At 52.6% G+C, this 18098-nt stretch carries 20 protein-coding genes; 16 read left to right on the top strand and 4 right to left on the bottom strand.

Annotated features, from left to right (window positions below; translation table 11 throughout):
- The 3 genes from KOSB73_RS27195 to KOSB73_RS27205 all read left to right on the top strand — a co-directional run.
- A partial coding sequence (locus KOSB73_RS27195; protein WP_165775038.1) for an integrase core domain-containing protein occupies window positions 1-351 on the top strand: 351 nt, incomplete at its 5' end.
- Window positions 348-1241, top strand: a complete 894-nt coding sequence (locus tag KOSB73_RS27200) for an oxidoreductase (RefSeq protein WP_098141303.1) — start codon at window positions 348-350, stop codon at window positions 1239-1241. The genes KOSB73_RS27195 and KOSB73_RS27200, both read left to right, overlap by 4 nt.
- A 9-nt stretch (window positions 1242-1250) precedes the next feature.
- Window positions 1251-1697, top strand: a complete 447-nt coding sequence (locus tag KOSB73_RS27205) for an SDR family NAD(P)-dependent oxidoreductase (protein ID WP_279338428.1) — start codon at window positions 1251-1253, stop codon at window positions 1695-1697.
- 256 nt (window positions 1698-1953) lie between these two features.
- On the opposite strand, the gene KOSB73_RS27210 is transcribed toward KOSB73_RS27205, so the two are convergent.
- Together KOSB73_RS27210 and KOSB73_RS27215 are read right to left on the bottom strand one after the other, a co-directional pair.
- Window positions 1954-3114 carry an IS30 family transposase gene (locus KOSB73_RS27210; RefSeq protein ID WP_098141307.1) on the bottom strand — a complete coding sequence of 387 codons (1161 nt, stop codon included), beginning with the start codon at window positions 3112-3114 and terminating at the stop codon, window positions 1954-1956.
- Between the two features lie 93 nt (window positions 3115-3207).
- Complete coding sequence (locus KOSB73_RS27215) at window positions 3208-3657, bottom strand: MarR family winged helix-turn-helix transcriptional regulator (RefSeq protein ID WP_207762619.1); 450 nt, start codon at window positions 3655-3657, stop codon at window positions 3208-3210.
- Window positions 3658-3749: 92 nt separating this feature from the next.
- Between KOSB73_RS27215 and KOSB73_RS27220 the strand changes: the two genes are divergently transcribed.
- From KOSB73_RS27220 to KOSB73_RS27240, 5 genes are all read left to right on the top strand, one after another.
- Complete coding sequence (locus KOSB73_RS27220; RefSeq protein WP_098141309.1) at window positions 3750-4730, top strand: quinone oxidoreductase family protein; 981 nt, start codon at window positions 3750-3752, stop codon at window positions 4728-4730.
- On the top strand, window positions 4727-5230 hold the full coding sequence (locus KOSB73_RS27225; RefSeq protein ID WP_165775039.1) for a DUF4405 domain-containing protein: 504 nt from the start codon (window positions 4727-4729) through the stop codon (window positions 5228-5230). The genes KOSB73_RS27220 and KOSB73_RS27225 overlap by 4 nt, the downstream gene beginning before the upstream one ends.
- A gap of 90 nt (window positions 5231-5320) precedes the next feature.
- Complete coding sequence (locus tag KOSB73_RS27230) at window positions 5321-5551, top strand: hypothetical protein (RefSeq protein WP_098141311.1); 231 nt, start codon at window positions 5321-5323, stop codon at window positions 5549-5551.
- Window positions 5548-6687 carry an efflux RND transporter periplasmic adaptor subunit gene (locus KOSB73_RS27235; protein WP_098141313.1) on the top strand — a complete coding sequence of 380 codons (1140 nt, stop codon included), beginning with the start codon at window positions 5548-5550 and terminating at the stop codon, window positions 6685-6687. The genes KOSB73_RS27230 and KOSB73_RS27235 overlap by 4 nt, the downstream gene beginning before the upstream one ends.
- Complete coding sequence (locus KOSB73_RS27240; protein ID WP_098141315.1) at window positions 6684-9746, top strand: efflux RND transporter permease subunit; 3063 nt, start codon at window positions 6684-6686, stop codon at window positions 9744-9746. Before KOSB73_RS27235 ends, KOSB73_RS27240 begins: the two co-directional genes overlap by 4 nt.
- Here KOSB73_RS27240 and KOSB73_RS30755 read toward each other — a convergent pair.
- Complete coding sequence (locus KOSB73_RS30755; RefSeq protein WP_133116585.1) at window positions 9698-9901, bottom strand: hypothetical protein; 204 nt, start codon at window positions 9899-9901, stop codon at window positions 9698-9700. The genes KOSB73_RS27240 and KOSB73_RS30755 overlap by 49 nt on opposite strands.
- A gap of 29 nt (window positions 9902-9930) precedes the next feature.
- Here KOSB73_RS30755 and KOSB73_RS27245 point away from each other — a divergent pair, with 29 nt between their 5' ends.
- Together KOSB73_RS27245 and KOSB73_RS27250 are read left to right on the top strand one after the other, a co-directional pair.
- A complete protein-coding gene (locus KOSB73_RS27245; RefSeq protein WP_098141317.1) occupies window positions 9931-10560 on the top strand; it encodes a LysR substrate-binding domain-containing protein in 630 nt (209 codons plus the stop codon).
- A gap of 33 nt (window positions 10561-10593) precedes the next feature.
- Entirely contained in the window at window positions 10594-10806 is a 213-nt protein-coding gene (locus tag KOSB73_RS27250) for a type 2 periplasmic-binding domain-containing protein (protein WP_207762620.1), read from the top strand.
- Window positions 10807-10984: 178 nt separating this feature from the next.
- Here KOSB73_RS27250 and KOSB73_RS27255 read toward each other — a convergent pair whose 3' ends face one another.
- Window positions 10985-11878: a LysR family transcriptional regulator gene (locus KOSB73_RS27255; RefSeq protein WP_048280192.1), complete on the bottom strand. Its 894-nt coding sequence runs from the start codon at window positions 11876-11878 to the stop codon at window positions 10985-10987.
- Here KOSB73_RS27255 and KOSB73_RS27260 point away from each other — a divergent pair.
- The 6 genes from KOSB73_RS27260 (at window position 11877) to KOSB73_RS27285 (ending at window position 18063) form a co-directional block, all read left to right on the top strand.
- Entirely contained in the window at window positions 11877-13169 is a 1293-nt protein-coding gene (locus KOSB73_RS27260) for an alpha/beta fold hydrolase (protein WP_048280194.1), read from the top strand. The genes KOSB73_RS27255 and KOSB73_RS27260 overlap by 2 nt on opposite strands.
- A gap of 858 nt (window positions 13170-14027) precedes the next feature.
- Entirely contained in the window at window positions 14028-14351 is a 324-nt protein-coding gene (locus KOSB73_RS27265) for a hypothetical protein (protein ID WP_223226694.1), read from the top strand.
- Window positions 14320-15225: an integrase gene (locus tag KOSB73_RS27270; RefSeq protein WP_088168621.1), complete on the top strand. Its 906-nt coding sequence runs from the start codon at window positions 14320-14322 to the stop codon at window positions 15223-15225. The genes KOSB73_RS27265 and KOSB73_RS27270 overlap by 32 nt, the downstream gene beginning before the upstream one ends.
- 213 nt (window positions 15226-15438) lie before the next feature.
- Window positions 15439-16710: a tyrosine-type recombinase/integrase gene (locus KOSB73_RS27275; RefSeq protein ID WP_004133505.1), complete on the top strand. Its 1272-nt coding sequence runs from the start codon at window positions 15439-15441 to the stop codon at window positions 16708-16710.
- A 20-nt stretch (window positions 16711-16730) separates the two neighbouring features.
- Window positions 16731-16916, top strand: a complete 186-nt coding sequence (locus KOSB73_RS27280) for a helix-turn-helix transcriptional regulator (protein ID WP_088168622.1) — start codon at window positions 16731-16733, stop codon at window positions 16914-16916.
- An 85-nt stretch (window positions 16917-17001) separates the two neighbouring features.
- Window positions 17002-18063 carry a helicase RepA family protein gene (locus KOSB73_RS27285; RefSeq protein WP_004133501.1) on the top strand — a complete coding sequence of 354 codons (1062 nt, stop codon included), beginning with the start codon at window positions 17002-17004 and terminating at the stop codon, window positions 18061-18063.
- The last annotated feature ends 35 nt before the right edge of the window (window positions 18064-18098 follow it).

The following is an 18098-nucleotide window of genomic DNA, read 5'->3' on the forward strand; positions in this document are numbered from 1 at the left end:
GCTCTGTGGGCACGTCGCCCCTCAGGTACAATCCATCACTCGGACAAGGGCTCCCAATACGTGTCACTGGCGTACACCCAGCGGCTGCAGGAGGCGGAGCTGTTGGCGTCGACAGGCAGTACAGGCGACTCTTACGATAATGCCCTGGCCGAGAGTATCAATGGCCTTTACAAAGCGGAAGTGATCCACCGTAAAAGCTGGAAAAACCACACGGAAGTGGAGCTTGCGACACTGGCGTGGGTGGACTGGTTCAACAATCGAAGGTTACTGGAACGGCTAGGACACATACCGCCGGTAGAAGCCGAAAAAGCTTATTATGCTACCAGTACAAATAATGATCTGGCAGCCTGAGCTTCCGGACTAAACACTCTCCAAAAAAACCGGGGCGGTTCAACAGTCATGTTCCAGACCTCCGCCGCCTGGTTGACGTTATTCACGCTATGGGTGCTAAAGCTGGCGTTCAGATTGGTCATGCCGGGCGTAAGCAGGGCTTTCCTGACATGACGTCCGTGGCACCGTCGGCCATTGCTTACTCAGCCGAAGAAACCGTACCACAGGCGCTGAGCCTGGACGGTATCAAGGACATTATCAGTGCATTCCGCGCTGCCGCAGTTCGTGCGCGAGAGGCAGGTTTTGATGTCATCGAAGTTCACACTGCGCACGGTTATCTGCTGAACGAGTTTCTGTCTCCACTGGCTAATGTGCGTGAAGACCAGTATGGCGACAGCCATGAAAACCGCTATCGCATTGTGCGCGAGGTTATTGCGGCCGTGCGTGAAGAATGGGACGGCCCGCTTTTTGTGCGTATTTCTTCAACGGATTATGCCGAAGGTGGTAATACCCCGGAAGACTTTCTGACGTATGGTCGCTGGATGAAGGAGCAGGGCGTTGACCTGATTGACTGTTCTTCCGGTGGTATTGCCCCTGCGGTGGTTAACGTGTTCCCTAATTATCAGGTGCCGGCGGCCGAGCTGCTGCGCAATTCGCTGGGTATCAAAACCGGTGCAGTAGGCCTGATTCAGACGGGCCGTCAGGCTGAAGAAATTCTGCAGAACGGCCGGGCCGACATGGTGTTGATCGGCCGCGAAATGCTCAAAGACCCTTTCTGGGTTCGTACCGCCGCGGATGACCTCCAGGTCGCTATCCCGGTCCCGGCGCAGTATACTCGCTACGGGTCTGCCTGGCAGCGCTCTCAGCCAAAACTGCCACCTGCGCCTATGGATGCAACCGTCACCCGCTGATGCATTCAGCTGAAGAATCAGCCATCAGGAAATGACAGAGAATCAGCGTCTGAAAGTAAAAAAACATCCTCTGAGCCCGGCTTAGCCGGGCAAACCCTACCTAAAGAGCGCAGGGATCTACAGGTCGCGATTAATCTGACTACGCCCTTCCTGCTCGCGCAGGCTGTGGGGCCAGGAATGCTTTCCCGCGGCTATGGCCGGGTTTTGAACATCTCGTCTCAGACAGGTGTTATCGCGCCTCATGGGCACGCCGGTTACAGCTCCACTAAAGCGGGTCTGATTGGCCTGACAAAAGTGCTGGCGCTGGAATGGGGACCTCACAGCGTAACGGTTAATGCTGTTTCGCCAACGGTCGTAAACTCCGCGCTGGGCCGTCGCGTTTTCGATGGCGAAGAGGGGACGCGCTTTAAAAGCCTGCTGCCAACTCGTCGTTTCGCCGAACTGGAAGAAATCTGACTGGCGGTTCTTTACCTGGTCAGTAAAGGTTCTGGCAGTACTACCGGGGCTAACCTGCTGGTAGACGGCGGCTATTCAATGCAGTAAGACTTTTCCCGGGCAAAGGCCCGGGAATTTTAAATAACAGGATGATTTCGGGACAGTGTGTTGGATACGATCCTGACAAAGCTGCTTGGGGGCCGCTTGGAAAACGGAAAATATCCTACGCTAAGCCAGTGACTAAAGCAGGTATGACGGTCCGCTTTGTGCTGTGAGTTCAACAGGTGGATGCAACACATTGGTTAAAACGCTCTGCGGGTGATTCATAGTCTAGCGTTTTTCTTGGCCTCTCGTTGAGCTGCCTGGCAACACTGTTTAGTCTTTGCTGGCTGTGAACTGATAAGTCAGTTCCTTTTGGAAAATACTGTCTGAGTAATCTGTTTGTATTTTCATTTGAGCCGCGTTGCCAGGGAGATTGAGGATCGCAGAAGTAAACCTGAATATCTGTGGCTACGGTAAACCGGGTATGGCTGGTCATTTCAGCACCCCGGTCCCATGTTAATGTTTTATAAAGCTCAGCAGGTAATTCTCGGGCTTGTCTGATGAGTGCTGATATAACCGTTATGGTCTTGTTGTCCCTAACTTTGGCCAGCATAACAAAACGGGAATGACGTTCTACGAGGGTGATGATATAGGAGTTTTTAGAGCCCTGGATCAGGTCACCTTCCCAGTGACCGGGTATGGCTCTGTCAGCTGCTTCAGGTGGCCTTTCGCTGATAGAGATCGTATCCGGGATTGATCCTAATCCTTTCCCTTTAAGCGATGATGTTCTGGATCTACGCACGACTCTTCCGCTTCTGAGGCATTGCTGCAGTTCTTTTTTTAATGCACCCCGGGTTTGTATAAAAAGCGTTTTATATATCGTTTCGTGTGACACATGCATTTCCTGACTATCCGGATAACAGCGTTTCAGCCAACCGGCAATCTGTTCCGGCGACCAGTCCTGATGCATCTTCTCTGCAATGATTTTGCACAATGTGGGGCTTTCAATTAGCTTGCAAGGTTTTGGTCTCAGAGCATTTTCCCACGCAGCAGTATCGGCTTTTGCTGCACGATATTGTTTTGCACCGCCGTGCCTCCTTATCTCGCGGCTAATCGTTGAAGGGGCTCTTGATAATTTAACAGCGATGTCCCTGATGCTGCGTTTTGCTACCAATCCTCTGGATATCTCCTCTCCTTCATCAAGTGAAAGCGCTAACCGGTGCCGCTTTCGCACGGGAGGATGGTAGCCACCTGTCTGGTGGATTGTAGGCATAATAGAAGAGTGAAATCTGTCGAACATGCTGGCGATATCATGCAGGGAATCACCTTGCTTATATCTGTCCCAGATAATCGCCTTTTGTTCTGGTGTGTAGTAGATGCGAGTTCTTCGTTTCATGGCAACGTCCCCCTTCGATTAAGGATAGCGTTGCATCGACCCGTTGAACTCACAGCATCGAGCCGTCGTTGGTGCAGGAGTCGCGCATGATCCTCATCTTTTTCGGGTTTCGAGCATGCGCCGAAGCAACGTCTGAAGGGATTGCTGATCTGCTGCACTGAGTTGCTCGATGAGCGGTGCCAATGCCTGCTGTGTCTGTGCATGCAGGCGTTTGACGAGCTTGGCCCCCTCGCTCGTCAGAAAAACATCCGTCGCCCGGCCATCCTCCGCGTTGGGCGCGCGCGCCACGAGTCCCTTTTTTTCCGCCCGGGCAACGAGCCCTGACATCGTCTGCTTCTCCAACCCCAGGTAGTCGGCAAGCTCGGTCATCCGTGGGCGCCGGTCCCACAGGATGCCCAGGACGCGGATCAGCGTGAGGGACAGGTCGTTCTCGGCGCCGATCTTGTTGAGTATGGCCATCGTGACAAAGGCGGTCGGCACGAGCGCATCGGCCAGTCCTTCGCCAGGTGGGGTTGGTTGTTTCATGGATTTTTTCTTCTTCATCTTGGCTCCATCTTGACATAGTTCGCATTACGTATCAACAATAGATCGCAATACGAACTATGTGGGTTGCATGCCCACCCTAGGAGAGCCTCTTGAAAGCAGCCGTCATCACCTCTTTCGATCAACCGCCGCACTATGGCGATTTCCCTGAGCCAGAACCCAAAGGGTCTGGAGAAATGCTTGTCGAAGTACTCGCCGCTGGCCTGCACCATCTCACCCGTGGGCGAGCTTCTGGCGCGCACTACTCCAGCGCTGGCACTCTGCCGCTCGTTCCAGGTGCCGATGGTGTCGGGCGCGGCGCCGACGGCAAGCTACGCTACTTCGCGCAGAGCCCCGGGCAGATCGGTACGATGGCCGAGAGGACGGTGATCGAACTCGACCATAGCATCGAGCTGCCGAGCGGCTGCGACCCCGTCACAGTCGCTGCCGCAATGAATCCCGCGATGGCGTCCTGGCTCGCGCTGCGTTTCCGTCTGCCCTATCAGCGCGGGCGGAAGGTACTGGTCCTCGGCGCCACCGGCAGTTCGGGAACCATGGCCGTGCAGATCGCCCGACACATGGGCGCTTCGCAGGTCATCGCAGCAGGTCGCGACGAGCAGAAGCTCGCGAAACTTCCCGCGCTCGGGGCTACCGAAATCGTGACGCTGGGCGATGCCCGGTTGGGCGCCCTCACGCGCGAGTTGGATGTCGTGCTCGATTTCCTCTGGGGCGAGACCGCAGTGCGAGTCATGGACGCCATGCTCAAGCAGCGGGCAGATCGCAGCCTCCCGCTAACCTGGATACACGTCGGCTCGATGGCAGGTGAAGTCGCTGCAATTTCGGGCGCGTTCTTGCGCTCTGCGAATCTCCAGATCGTGGGCAGCGGACAAGGCTCAGTGTCGGGGCGCGAGATCCTCATGGAACTGCCTACGCTGGCGAAAGAAATCGCACGCGGCACGTTCCACATCGACATGACAGCTATGCCGCTTCGAGATGTTGAGCAGGCATGGTGCGAGACTTACCATACCGGCGGGCGAATCGTCTTCACGCCATTACAGACAGCCAACGATCAGTTCGACAGGAAGCTGAGATGAAAACAGTCAAACCCCTCGGCTTACGCACCTGGTCTACGCCATTGGTCATCGGGTCCTTCATTCTGATGAGTGTCACAGGCGTCCTGATGTTCTTCGACATAGTTCCAGGATACCTCAGCTTCGCGCATGAATGGTTCTCGTGGTTATTCCTTGTCGGCGCAGGCGGCCACATTGCTGTTAACTTCCGTCCGTTCACGAAGCACTTCCAATCCAATTGGGGGCGAGCCAATGTTGCTATTTTTGCTCTCGTTCTTGTCGTATCGACGTTCTCTTTCGGGCGCATCACGGTACCGCAATTGAAGTGGCCAATCTACAACGCACTCATCGACGCTCCGCTGTCTGCATTGGCCGACGTCACACGAAAGGACCGAGCTGCTCTTCTGGCAAAGCTCAAGACACACGGCATCACGGCGACCCCTGACCAGAACATCAAGGAACTGGCAGCAACACACGACATAGATGAGTTCCACATATTGGGTATCGTTATCATTCGCGAGTGAATACCGCACGCCAAGCGCGTAGCAACAATCTCTGTAGTTCATCGCCGCGCTTGGCGTGTGGTGTCTTACCCTCAACCTGGAAGCAAGCACATGAACATACCATTGCTGACCAAGAACCTGACGACAACGCCGGCTGGCGCTGTTCCGTTCCTCAACATCGTGGCGGACCTGGCACAAAAGCGGGGCTACACGCTCAACTACCTCGTCCGCCTGTTTGCGCAGACGGATCAGGCACAGGCCCGATTCCGACTGTACTACATTCTTGGCTGTGGCTGGAACGCCGGCCCAAGACTCATCAAACAACGGGCTATTCAACCATGAAGCATCCTCTCGTTTTTCTCTTCGCCGCGACTGTCGCCCTTTGCATTGCCTGCGCAGTGCTGCTCGTTACCAAGCGCAGCGCTGCTCAAACCACCGCTGCCTCTAATTCATCACCGGCACTGACGGTCAAGAGCACCGTAGCCACCTCACAGCAGTGGCCACAGACATTGAGCGCTGTCGGCAGTATCGCCGCCTGGCAGGAAGTCGTGATCGGCGCCGAGATCAGTGGGCAGCGCCTGTCGCGACTGCTGGCCGACGTCGGTGACCGAGTGGAGCAAGGGCAGCTTCTGGCACAGCTAAATCCTGGCACGCTCGAAGCCGATCTGAACGTCAGCCGCGCGGCGCTTCAAGAGGCCGAGGTCAATGCCGCAGAGGCGCGCCGGGCATCTGATCGCGCCCGAGCACTGCAAGGCACCAATTTCTTGTCGGAGCAGGTCATCGACCAAGCGCTGGCAGCCGGCGATGCGGCGCAGGCACGACTGGCCGCAGCCCGTGCGCGCGTGCAGGCCGACACGCTGCGACTGGCCTACACCCAGGTGCGGGCGCCGGACGATGGCGTGATCAGCGTCCGGCTTGCGGTTGAAGGTGCGCTCGTCCAAGAAGGGGCAGAAATCATGCGCCTGCAGCGCCAGGGCCGGCTTGAGTGGCGCGCCGAATTGCCGGGACCCGAACTCGCACGGATAGCGCCAGGGCAGACCGTGCGCATAGCATTCGGTGGCACACAGTCTGTTGAAGGCCGTGTGCGAAAAATCTCGCCACAGGTCGATCCGCAAAGCCGCACCGGCCTCGTGTACGTGGATCTCAAGTCTGTCCCTCGGGTGCGCGCTGGCCTTTTCGCACGGGGCGAGTTTCTGCTGGACCAGCACACGGTGCTGACGCTGCCGGAAACCGCCGTCCTGCTGCGCGACGGATTCAGCTATGTCTTCCGCATCGAGGGCGACAAGGTGCGTCAGCAGAAGGTGGCGCTGGGCGCGCGGCGCGGTGACCGGATAGAGATCCGCGAAGGACTTGCCGCCGATACGGCGGTCGTCGAGTCCGGAGTCGGCTTCCTAGCGGATGGCTTGACGGTGCGTGTCGTCAGCACCACCCCGAATCGATCTCCCCAGCCCTCCCCGCACGGAAGGAGCCGACTATGAACTTCTCCTCCTGGTCGATCCGCAAACCCGTGCCAGCCATCCTGCTGTTCATTATGCTCACGGCAGCAGGGTTGATCGCCTTCAGCAGCGCCAAGGTTCAGAACTTCCCGGACGTTGACCTGCCGATGGTAACTGTCGTGGCCAGCCTACCAGGTACCGCGCCAGCCCAGATGGAAACCGAGGTCGCGCGCAAGTTGGAGAACGCGATGGCCACCATGAAGGGGCTGCGCCACCTGCACACGACGGTACAGGACGGCGTAGCCACGGTCTCGGCCGAGTTCCGTCTGGAGAAGCCGCCACAGGAAGCCCTGGACGACACCCGGGCCGCCGTGGCTCGCGTGCGGGCCGATCTGCCGGCAGCTCTGCGCGATCCCATCATCAGCAAGATCGAGTTCCAGAACGATCCGATCCTGACCTACACGGTGGCATCGACGCGCATGGACGATGAAGCACTGTCGTGGTTCGTGGATGACCATATCACCCGGCGTCTGCTCGCCGTGCCCGGCGTCGGAGCCGTCACCCGCGTGGGTGGTGTGAGCCGTGAAGTGCGCGTGGAACTGGACCCGGACCGGCTGCTGGCGCTGCGTTTGAGTGCGGCCGATGTCTCGCGAAGGCTTGTCCAAGTGCAGCGCGAAGCTCCGGGCGGGCGCGTCAAGCTGGGCAGCGGTGAGCAGACCGTACGCACGATCGGCACAGTGTCCTCGGCTGCAGCGCTGGCCGCCATCGAAATTCCCTTACCCAATGGGCAAGTCGTGCGCTTGGATCAGGTGGCCACCGTGAGCGATGCGATGGCCGAGCGCCGCAGTGGGGCCTTCCTGAACGGCAAACCGGTGGTCGGATTCGAGATACTCCGTACCACGGGCGCCGGTGTCATCGATGTTGCCGACGGCGTGCGTCAGGCGCTCGCCGCATTGAAGACGGAACAGCCGGACATCGAACTCACCGAGGCATTCAACGCCGTCGATCCCGTGGCAGAGAACTTCGAAGGTAGCATGTGGCTGCTCATCGAAGGCGCCGTGCTCGCAGTGCTGGTGGTGGGGCTCTTCCTGCGCGACTTCCGTGCGACGTTCGTCAGCGCCGTGGCACTGCCGCTATCAATCATCCCTACCTTCCTGGTCATGCAGTGGATGGGGTTCACGCTGAACGTCATCACCTTGCTGTCCCTGTCACTGGTGGTCGGCATTCTGGTGGATGACGCCATCGTGGAGATCGAAAATATCATGCGCCATCTGGCGCAGGGCAAGGAACCGCTGGTGGCCGCCCGCGAGGCGGCCGACGAGATCGGGCTGGCGGTGATCGCCACCACGTTCACGTTGATCGCCGTCTTCCTGCCCACCGCCTTCATGAAGGGCCTGGCCGGCAAGTTCTTTGTGCAGTTTGGCTGGACGGCATCCATCGCCGTGTTCTTCTCGCTCGTCGTGGCCCGGCTGCTCACGCCCATGATGGCGGCCTACCTGCTCACGAAGCCGACCCGGCCCCATGCCGAGCCATTCTGGATGGCGGCCTATCTGAAGGCCGCGCGCTGGGCCTTCACGCACAAGGGCGCGGCCTTAGCGATCATGACGGTATTCGGCATCGCCAGTTGCACGCCACTGCTCACGGGTGCGATCAAGGGCGACTTCATGCCGCCGGACGACCTGAGCCGAACCCGTATCAGCGTCGAACTGCCGCCCGGCAGTACATTCGAGCAAACGCGCGCCATCGCCGACGAGGTACGTGCCGCCGTGGCCGCACATCCGCATGTGACGATGATCTACGCCGCCATTGGCGGCGGCAGCACCGGAGACAGTCCAGTGCGCAACGCGGCCGAGGCCCGCACGGCGAACTTCACGCTGAACCTGACGCCACGCAAGCAGCGCACAGGTCTGAGCCAGCAACACATTGAGCGCGAGCTGCGCACCCGCCTGCAGGACGTTGCCGGTGCACGCATCAAGGTGGCCGCGAATGAAGCCTACACGCTGGTGCTTTCCGGTGAGGACACTGATCTGCTGGCGCAGCATGCGGCCACGGTGGAGCAGGAACTGCGCGGCCTAGCGGGGATCAACCAAGTGACCAGCAATTCAAGCCTGCAGAGGCCCGAGTTGATCGTGCGCCCGGACACGGCGCGCGCGGCGGATCTGGGCGTGAGCACCGACGCCATCGCAGAGACGGTGCGTGTGGCCACCCTGGGCGACTATGACCAGTTCCTGCCGAAGCTGAACCTAAGCCAGCGCCAGGTGCCGATCGTGGTACGGCTGCCCGACGAGGCGACGCGGGACCTCGAACTGTTGCGTCAGCTCACGGTGCCGGGCGCGCAGGGTCCGGTGCCGCTGCGTGAGGTGGCGGAGGTGGAGATCGTCAGTGGACCCGCGCAGATCAATCGTCTCGACCGGCTGCGCAACGTGAACTTCGAGATCGAACTCAACGGGCAGGCCTTGGGCGATGTGCAGCTGCGGGCCGCCGCGCTGCCCAGTTTGTCTCACCTGCCGCCTGGTCTGTTCAAAAACGACATCGGTGAAGCGGAAACCTCCAACGAACTGGGCAAAAGTTTCCTGTTGGCGATGGGAACAGGCGTGGCCTGCATCTACATCGTGCTGGTGCTGCTGTTCCACGCCTGGATGCAGCCGGTGACGATTCTCGGGGCACTGCTGTTGTCGATCCCTGGCGCCATCCTGGCGCTCTTCGCGACCGGCACTAACCTCAGTATGCCCGCCATGATCGGAATGATCATGCTGATGGGCATCGCCACCAAGAACTCCATCTTGCTGGTGGAGTACGCCATCGTGGCGCAGCGCGATCACGGCATGTCCAGGCTCGATGCGCTGCTCGACGCCTGCCACAAGCGCGCACGTCCCATCGTAATGACCACTCTGGCAATGGGTGCCGGGATGCTGCCCATTGCCTTGGGCTTCGGCGCAGATCCGAGCTTTCGCGCGCCGATGGCTATCGTCGTGATCGGCGGCCTCATCACTTCAACATTCTTGAGCCTACTGGTGATCCCTGTGCTTTACGAAGTGGTGGATGACCTCGCTCAGCGTTTGATGCCAAGACGCTGGATGGCTCGATGGGGAGGAACTTGAATTGGAGCTTCGCCGTTGCTTTCAATTGCAACTTCAAAAAGTAATAAATGAGCAGGATGAAAGAGACCGATGTAGAAACGGTAACCTTCGTCAGTAGTGAAATAGTGCATAACCACTGCCAGGCGCATTTCGAAAGGATATTTACGTTTTGACATGGGACTCTCCAGTAAGAGAGTCCAACTAAATGGGTGCAGTACAGGTAATGCCAGGGTTGCGGCTGGCTATTTCGTCCATTGCCGAACGCATCATCGACGGCAGGATGCTGGCATCCTTTATCGCGGCGTATCCTCATGTCGAACTGGACATTACCATCACCGATGAGGCGTTCGACATTGTGGAGCAGGGGTTCGACGCGGGCGTGCAGCTGGGGGAGGTCATCGCCCGGGATATGATAGCGGTGCCGGTGTCCGCTATGCAGCGGCAGATCGCCGTCGCATCGCCGGCCTATCTTGCGCAATACGGCATTCCGCAGCATCCACAGGAGCTGCTTAAGCATCGCTGTATCGGCTGGCGAAAATCCCCTGGTGTGTCACCGTATCGCTGGGAGTTTGCCGAGCAGGGCCGCGAATTTGACGTGGACGTTAATCCCCAACTGACCACCAACGATATGGGGGTGATGATCCGCACCGTATGCGCCGGGGGCGGGATCAGTTTTGGTATGGAAGAGACCTATGTGCCTTTTATCGCGCGGGGTGAGCTGGTGACGTTATTAGATGAGTGGTTGCCGACGTTCCCTGGCTTTGATCTCTATTTCTCTGGCGGAAAACATATGCCGCCGAGGCTGAGAACTTTTATTGATCATGTGAGGATGTGACGGAACGGTTGTTGCGAGTAGCCGCTTTGTGGCGTGCAAGCTGTTAAAGGCAGTTTTACTACGCCGATTGACGACGCACTTAAAGCATTCGGGCATAAACGTAACGTGGTGATGTCGGCAGCTTCATTTTTATTTATTCCTGAAATCGTTAAGAAAAGTGACCTTGTTGCGCTTATTCTCCGGCGTTTATTGCAAGCACACTCGGGACCACTCATCGTCACAGAATTACCCTGGCTTGCCGAATAATTTGATAGTTGTCTGATCTGGCACGACCGCAGCCACAGCCACGCTGGGCATCGCTGGGTTAGAGAATTGATTATTGAAATGAATGGCAGAGAAACGTCCGCTCCTCGCTCACAGCGGACCTTCAACCCTGTAAACTCGTCCACTCAGTGCCAACAGCAGACGTTACTTCTTGCATATTTCAATTTTCTTCTCCCCACAGCGGTGTATCTCCTAACGCTTTAGCAATAAAATCAACAAAGCTGCGAACCTTGAAAGGAATACGGATCGCGCTGGGATAAACAGCCTGAATAGTAAGTTCAGTCGTCCGGTATGCTGGCAGCAGCTTTATCAGCTTGCCCTGCTTAATATGCTCGCCAAAAACAAAGTTGGGCCCGTAAGCAATGCCTGTTCCGGCCAGTACAGATTCGAGAAGCAACTGAATGTTATTGGCAGTCATACGGCATGGGCCTTCAATACTGTGCGGCCTGCCTTGTGCATCATAAATCGTCCAGTCTCCCGCTGAAACCGCCTGGCTGAACGCCAGTCGAGGCGCACGGGAAAGATGATCCGGCGTCTCTGGTGTGCCATGTTTTTTCAAATACTCCGGTGAGGCGCACAAAACCATCCTGCAAGGTGCCAGCCGCCGCGTAACCAGTGTCGGATCCTCAAGACGCCCAACTCGGATGGCAACATCGATTCGATTTTCGAGTAGATCGGCGTATTTATCCTCCAGTACAACGTCCAGACTGACCTCCGGAAATTGCTCCAGATAGCGTGATACGATCCTACCAAGATGCATTGCACCGAAGGCGACCGGTGCTGCAACGCGAAGCAACCCCTTCGGTGTTTTCTGAACATCACTGGCTTCCCGGTTCGCATCCTCAAGAACCTCAAGAATAACTTTGCAACGTTCATAATACCGCTCACCGGCATCCGTCAGGCTAAGACGGCGTGTTGAACGCTGAAGAAGTCGTACATTTAGATCAGATTCTATAGCGCTGACATGCTTTCCTGCCATTGCAGCCGAAAGCTTAAAACGTCTCGCGGCGGCGGCGAAACTGCCTTCATCCACTGCCGCGATAAAAATCTGCATGCTGGTGAACCTGTCCATTACTTACCACCATTCGATAATCAGAGTATCGGCTGTCGACACAATTACGCTGATTATCATCACTCATGACAGCAATTACCATTACCTTAATTACATGAAGAGGCATGAGACGATGAAAATTAAGGTGAATGGAACGGGTATCCACATTGAGCAACAGGGCAGCGGTGAAATTGCACTGGTATTTTTGCATTATTATGGCGGTTCATCCCGTACCTGGGAGAGCGTGATAAGTCAGTTACCTGACCACTACCGCACAGTTGCAATCGACCACCGGGGCTGGGGGGGCTCAGACGCACCTAAATCAGGATACCGAATTGGTGACCTTGCTCGGGATGCCGAAGGGGTTATTTCAGCGCTTGAGCTTAAACGCTACATTCTTGTTGGCCATTCGATGGGGGGAAAAGTTGCCCAACTGATGGCGTCGCGTCGGCCTGCAGGTCTTGAAGGCCTGATGCTTATCGCTCCCTCTCCACCTTCACCTATGCGTCTCACGCCTGAGCAGCGCGATACGTTATCCAGCGCATATAACAGCCGCGAATCTGTCGGCTTTGTGATTGATAATGTCCTGACAGCGGGGGCACTAAGTTCTGCTCTGCGTGAACAGGTAATCGAGGACAGTTTGAGGGCCTCATCCGAGGCCAAAGAAGGCTGGCCTAATACGGCTATCGGCGAAGACATTACCCAGGAAGTGGCCTCAATTAATGTCCCTGTGACGGTCATTTCAGGGGAGTTGGATCGTGTAGACCTTCCGGCTACTCTGCAAAGAGAATTGCTGCCCCTTATTTCACATGCATCAATGTATATCATTCCAGACGTCGGACATCTCTTGCCTCTGGAGGCCCCTACAGAGGTCGCCAGCCACCTGTTAAAATTTACAGCCGCCATTGAAGGGGGGACAGCAGTCTACCATTCGCCTGTCGAAACGATAGCCGCGTTTGATGATGCTTTCAATGCAGGCAGGGTTGATGACCTGCTGGCTCTGTTCAGTAACCGTGCCACTATGAAAATGACTGATGGTGTGGTCATCGAAAGCGATCCTGAAAAGCTTCGGGACACTTTTTTGTCACTGACATCATCCCAGCCAGTTATCAGAAACCATATCCGCTCGATCCTCTCCGCCGGTGAAATTGCTCTGCTTATTATTGACTGGACTTTGACCATAACCACTAAGGATAGAACACTGCACGAAGAGTCCGGTACAGCAACGCAGGTGTTGTTGCGAAGCGTTGACGGAGGTTGGCGGCTGCTGATTTCAAATCCATCAGGAACGTAGTGAGTTCAGTAAGAATAGCTTGCGCTAGCAATATCGCGTGGCTGCAGAGAGGTAAGTGACATCCGCCACCACCCGCATGCCGTTTTAAGGCATGCGGTAATAACGATGAGCGCAAGATTGCTGTTATGTCTTGCTGATTTCGGAGCGCCTGCTTTTCGCTCAAAGCTGTCTGTCAGTTTATCAAAGAATGCCCAAATGACTTGCGAACAACAGTCAACTGACGAGCAAATGAAGCTCAAACGGTTACCATCCTGATTCAAATTGCCGTAGGATTTGTGTTAAAGAAGAATCATACGCCTCAAGGCTTACAAAAAATGCATCGCCTGAAGGCTCACTCGATAATGCTTTCACCATCATTAACGCTATGCGTTATATAAGGACTAGGCTGGGAGGCGTTGTACGGCAAGGGCTGAGAGGGAAAATGCGCAACTTAATCGATGCAACGTTGATTTTGCCATAACTTTTTATTAACTTAAAAGTATTAAGCCGTCCTTAGGGGCTGTCAGGGCTGAAACTGACAAATTACAACATCTCTGATGGCAAAGCCTGGCCGACAACAGGCAATAATGATTTAATGGCAAAACCTGGCCAGAACAGGTATCAAATCTATGGTTTTCCTAACTTTTCAGTAAGTTATGAATGTATGCCTCAAATCTATCAAATGCGATTTAGCTGCGTCATATTTCAATATGATTATGTTTTATAAGCATTTTATCAAATATACCTAACGCTAATAACTCTCACGCAGAACCCTAATCTGATGGGGATATTGCCTGCGGTAAAAACTCACAACTTTTCTTCCAGGGCGAGAACAGTCCGAGCCCGCCTGATACAGGCTAACCGGGGCGAACAGGCGCTATGGGTCATGCTATTCATAGTGGTCGCTGGCTGCAGACCGCGGACCAGATGTTCTTACAACTCAGCAGGCTTCTTATGTTCGATGCAGAAATGATAGTAAAGCAATTACAGGCAGAAACACGGCAGCGCAGGAAAAAGCCCTACAGGCGCAATAAATCGCGTCTGGACAGATATCGAATGGAAATACTTGCGCTAAGGCGGCATGGTGCTTCTGCATCTGAAATTCAGCGTTGGTTACGAAAAAAAAGAGTCTGTGTTGTTTTAACAACAGTCACACGCTGGTTGGAGAAGAATGATGGCCAAATTCTCAGTCAAAAAAACTGACCGGGAAATAGCAAAACGGCAGGCCGCTAACGTAATGAAAATTTTGCAGGCTGATGTTTTTCGCTCAGTTGGCACAGTGAGAAATTATCAGGCAGCCCTGACGCGGATTGCCCTGTATTTCAGAATAAATGGCGGAATAAACCTACAGGATGTTACGCCTGAAATGGCCACGGTTTATTTCCATCAAAGGGCTGCTGTTGTTGGTCAGAAAAGCCTGGATATGGAACGTCAGGCTCTACAGGCAATGATGATTCATCTGACGCAGGAATTACCCTCCGGAGAAGTTCTTGAGGTAGTGCATTCTTTGAAAGAGAAAGAATTATCATCGAGATCATATACATCAGAACAGATCTTCCTTATTTCATCGCATCAGTCCGATAAAAATGGTCTGGCAACACTGATTGCCTACAATGCGGGATTACGTAGCCACGAATTATTTACGATCTGTGAGTTACAGCAACGCCAACCGAATATCAGGCCTGTTTCGGCTAAAAAATTTATGGGACGGTCTGGGAAGGCGTACACGGTGCAGGGAAAAGGCGGGCTAATTCGGGAAATTAGGTTATCCACTGATTTGGCCGAAAACCTGGAGACAACACGATTACCAGAACCGATAAAAATCACTGATCGTGGTGTCCACTATGACCAATTTTATGCCATCGCAGCAGGGCAATCCTGGAGCCGATCATTCAGCACAGCCAGTACCAGAACCTTGGGCTGGTCTGCGGGGAGTCATGGGACGCGACATAGTTATGCGCAGGAACGAATGGAAGAACTTCAGAGTCTCGGATGCCATTATGCTGAGGCACTTGAGATTGTCAGTCAGGAACTGGGGCATTTCAGACCCGAAATAACCGAGGTCTACCTCAGGTAGTGTATTATACTGTAATGTACATATTTTTTGGATTTAAAATTAAAAAAATATGCGTTTTATTTTAATAAATATCGATAATTTATTTTTTATGGGATTTAACTCCGTATTTTAGGGTTTGCTATTCGGCTCCTCTTTCGCTCGTAGTAGTTTGGATATGTGGTCAGTCGTTAACAGGCGTCTTGATATCTAAAAATACTATCGGAGAATTTAATTATGTTTCTGACGGATGCTTATATTAAAAAACAACTCAGAGAGTTAAATGCTCGGAAACTGAGTGGGGAAATTATCGAAAAAGACAGTCGTCTATCAGATGGTAGTGGACTATACCTGTTGATTAAATCAAATGGCTCTGCTTATTGGCGACTGCGTTACCGATTTAATGGAGAAGATCGGCTGATATCTCTTGGTGAGTATAAATATATCCCTTTGGCATTAGCACGTGAAAAACGAGAAGAGGTCAAAAGAAATATTGCCAGAGGAATTGATCCAAGAGGGACGAAGGATGAAGAAGGTTTTTTAACATTCCGTGAAGTCGCTATGCAATGGCATGCGAGTAATCGCCAATGGTCAAAGGAACATAGTAGACGCATTCTTAAAAGTCTACTGGATGAGGTTTTTCCAGTATTTGGTGACGATAATATTAAGCTCCTCAAAACGCAGGATCTTCTAAAACCTGTTAAGCAAGTTCAAGATTCAGGGCGTTTAGAGTTGGCATCGCGTATTTATCAGCGTATTAATTCAGTTATGACTTTGGCTGTTGATAATGGATTGTTGGAGTTTAACCCCATTGCGCACAAATCGGGGGCTCTGATAAAAAGAAACTCGGAGCATCGTGCTGCACTGGAATTAGAGAACATACCAGAGTTCCTTAAACGCATAGAAAAATTTAAAGGCAGAAGATTAACTCAGTTAGCTATGACATTTCTTTTACATACTTTCGTGCGCTCAAGTGAGCTGCGTTTTGCGCGCTGGAAGGAATTTGACTTAGAAAATTCATTATGGACTATCCCATCGGTCAGGGAGGAAATACCGGGGGTAAAGTATTCTTATCGTGGTTCTAAGATGAAAACACCCCACATTGTACCGTTGAGTCATCAAGCATGTTCGATTATTCAGGAAATAAAAAGCATTACAGGAGAAAGAATATTTGTATTTACCAGTGATCATTTCCCTAAAAAACCAATGAGTGAGAATACTATTAATCATGCCTTACAATCGATGGGATACGATACCAAAAAAGATCTTTGTTCTCATGGGTTCAGGACTATGGCATGTAGTGCCCTTATTGAGTCTGGGAAATGGAGCCGAGATGCAATAGAAAGACAAATGAGCCATCAAGAAAGAAATAATGTTCGTGCTGCATACATTCACAAAGCAGAGCTTATTCCAGAAAGGCAAAAAATGATGCAATGGTGGTCAGATTATCTAATGCAGTTGCAACATGGATTTCATCATCCATATGACTTTGAAAATAATAGTAAATAAATTTTTATGAGAGGTGAGAAATGGATAAGTTGCTTACGTTTGATGAAGTAATTAACAGAACTGGATACTCCCGGCCAAGAATCTATGAATTAATCAAATTGGGGGTATTCCCAAGAAAGATAAAAATAGGCTCAAGAAAAGTAGCTTTCATTGAAAGTGAAATTAATTCCTGGATCCAAGAAAAAATCAGCTCATCTACAAAGTAAATGGCAAGGAAAAATAAACTGTCTTTCTGGCAGAGGGGTGCCTTTGTCAGAAAATAGTCTCTAATTATATAACGGAAATGATATTATGAACGATGAAAACATCAGTAACAATGTGAAAAAAATTTCCAGCGTAAATGGAATGCCATTAAGTAAAGGGTCTGACGGTTATAATAAGCAGCAATGTTATGTTATGAAAAATCACCTTCCAGACCAAACATTATGCAGCATTTATGGTCCCAGCGGTTCTTATAAAAGCTTTTTGGCGGTGTCATGGGCATGTCACATTGCAACTGGAGTTAATTGGGCAGGAAATAAAGTAAATCAGGGGGCTGTTGTCTATATAGTAGGGGAAGGAGGAATTGGAGTATCTCGTCGGGTTAAAGCTTGGGAAAATATATACCAAAAAGAGGCTGATAATCTTTGGTTAGTTAATAGGCCTGTGTTTCCGGTGAGAAGGTCAGAGATTAGTACTCTTGTTGAGTTGGTTAAATACATTGAGGATATGAGTCATTTTCCTGTTCGACTAATTATTTTCGACACCCTTGCACGTTGTTTTGGTGGAAAGGATGAGAATGATGCCAGAGATATGGGTGCATTTATTGAAGGTTGTGACTCATTAAAAAATAAAACATCTGCAACCGTCCTTGTTGTACATCATTCAGGCAAGGATGAATCTAAGGGTGCCAGAGGGTCAAGCTCATTTAGAGCTGCACTTGATGTTGAGTTTAATGTTAAAAGAGAGGCCGAAGAACAAGCATTAGTTCTATCTTGTACGAAGATGAAAGATGCAGAAGAACCGAAATCTAACGCTTATGAATTGCAAAAGTCAGAGTTATTTGTCGATACTGATGGTGAGTCAGTCTCTTCTCTGGCTGTTATTGACAGTGCGAGAAGGCCAAAGTATTTATTTCCTGAATTGTCTGAGGTTTCTAACCTCACTCTAAATCATAAAATTCTTTGGGGAATAATAAATAATCGTTTGGAAAATGGTGAAAAATGCACAAAAAAATCAATTCGTGATGATTTGAAAAGTCAGGGAATTGATATTAAACATTTTACGCGATGGTTGAAGAAGCTTGTTGATGATGGGGCTCTGGTGGACAACGGTGAAGAAATTCTGCTGCCCTCTCTACCTGAAGCGCCATAGAAAATGGTTACTAATGATCTTGACCCACCATCTCC

This window comes from Klebsiella grimontii (assembly GCF_900200035.1).
Classification (GTDB): domain Bacteria; phylum Pseudomonadota; class Gammaproteobacteria; order Enterobacterales; family Enterobacteriaceae; genus Klebsiella; species Klebsiella grimontii.

What these genes read in the sequence shown, in the direction of transcription:
- KOSB73_RS27240 (WP_098141315.1), top strand. Translation starts at nt 6,684, where the DNA reads ATGAACTTCTCCTCCTGGTCGATCCGCAAACCCGTGCCAGCCATCCTG.
- KOSB73_RS27280 (WP_088168622.1), top strand. Translation starts at nt 16,731, where the DNA reads ATGGATAAGTTGCTTACGTTTGATGAAGTAATTAACAGAACTGGATAC.
- KOSB73_RS30755 (WP_133116585.1), bottom strand. Translation starts at nt 9,901, where the DNA reads ATGTCAAAACGTAAATATCCTTTCGAAATGCGCCTGGCAGTGGTTATG.
- KOSB73_RS27215 (WP_207762619.1), bottom strand. Translation starts at nt 3,657, where the DNA reads ATGAAGAAGAAAAAATCCATGAAACAACCAACCCCACCTGGCGAAGGA.
- KOSB73_RS27225 (WP_165775039.1), top strand. Translation starts at nt 4,727, where the DNA reads ATGAAAACAGTCAAACCCCTCGGCTTACGCACCTGGTCTACGCCATTG.
- KOSB73_RS27275 (WP_004133505.1), top strand. Translation starts at nt 15,439, where the DNA reads ATGTTTCTGACGGATGCTTATATTAAAAAACAACTCAGAGAGTTAAAT.
- KOSB73_RS27210 (WP_098141307.1), bottom strand. Translation starts at nt 3,114, where the DNA reads ATGAAACGAAGAACTCGCATCTACTACACACCAGAACAAAAGGCGATT.
- KOSB73_RS27260 (WP_048280194.1), top strand. Translation starts at nt 11,877, where the DNA reads ATGCTGGTGAACCTGTCCATTACTTACCACCATTCGATAATCAGAGTA.
- KOSB73_RS27245 (WP_098141317.1), top strand. Translation starts at nt 9,931, where the DNA reads ATGGGTGCAGTACAGGTAATGCCAGGGTTGCGGCTGGCTATTTCGTCC.
- KOSB73_RS27255 (WP_048280192.1), bottom strand. Translation starts at nt 11,878, where the DNA reads ATGCAGATTTTTATCGCGGCAGTGGATGAAGGCAGTTTCGCCGCCGCC.
- KOSB73_RS27235 (WP_098141313.1), top strand. Translation starts at nt 5,548, where the DNA reads ATGAAGCATCCTCTCGTTTTTCTCTTCGCCGCGACTGTCGCCCTTTGC.
- KOSB73_RS27270 (WP_088168621.1), top strand. Translation starts at nt 14,320, where the DNA reads ATGATGGCCAAATTCTCAGTCAAAAAAACTGACCGGGAAATAGCAAAA.
- KOSB73_RS27265 (WP_223226694.1), top strand. Translation starts at nt 14,028, where the DNA reads ATGGGTCATGCTATTCATAGTGGTCGCTGGCTGCAGACCGCGGACCAG.
- KOSB73_RS27285 (WP_004133501.1), top strand. Translation starts at nt 17,002, where the DNA reads ATGAACGATGAAAACATCAGTAACAATGTGAAAAAAATTTCCAGCGTA.
- KOSB73_RS27230 (WP_098141311.1), top strand. Translation starts at nt 5,321, where the DNA reads ATGAACATACCATTGCTGACCAAGAACCTGACGACAACGCCGGCTGGC.